The 346-nt window shown below is 38.7% G+C and carries 1 pseudogene; it reads left to right on the top strand.

Features of this window, described 5'->3' with window-relative positions:
• Positions 1–205, top strand: a pseudogene (locus IQR33_RS23520) (alpha-amylase); the annotation flags it as partial.
• Between the last annotated feature and the right edge of the window lie 141 nt (positions 206–346).

The raw sequence follows: 346 nt of genomic DNA, 5'->3' as shown, positions 1-346 counted from the left end.
GAGTGTTCTTGAAGGTAACGATGACATGCTCGTACTTAAGCGAGGTGACAAAGGTATTGTGGTGCTTAATAAATCACAGCGTCAACAGTCTTTGACATTAAAAATCGATGGTAATTGGGTTGATTTGATGACAGAACAAATCATTCCAACTGACGGTAAGTTAATCGTACCATCTAAGTCGTCAATGTTACTCGTCGCGAACTAGAAGATGTACACACCGAGGTTAGCAATTTCGGTGTGTATGTTTTTCATCGTCATTCACGTTCTGCTGAAATTCAATATAAACTCAAACTCTCTCGTTTTTGCTAGAAATTTATGAGCACTCGTTAACGCAACATTCTGCTTT

It is taken from the genome of Vibrio sp. OPT46 (genome assembly GCF_015163535.1).
Lineage (GTDB): Bacteria > Pseudomonadota > Gammaproteobacteria > Enterobacterales > Vibrionaceae > Vibrio > Vibrio alginolyticus.
This window is presented reverse-complemented; position numbering and strand designations above follow the sequence as displayed.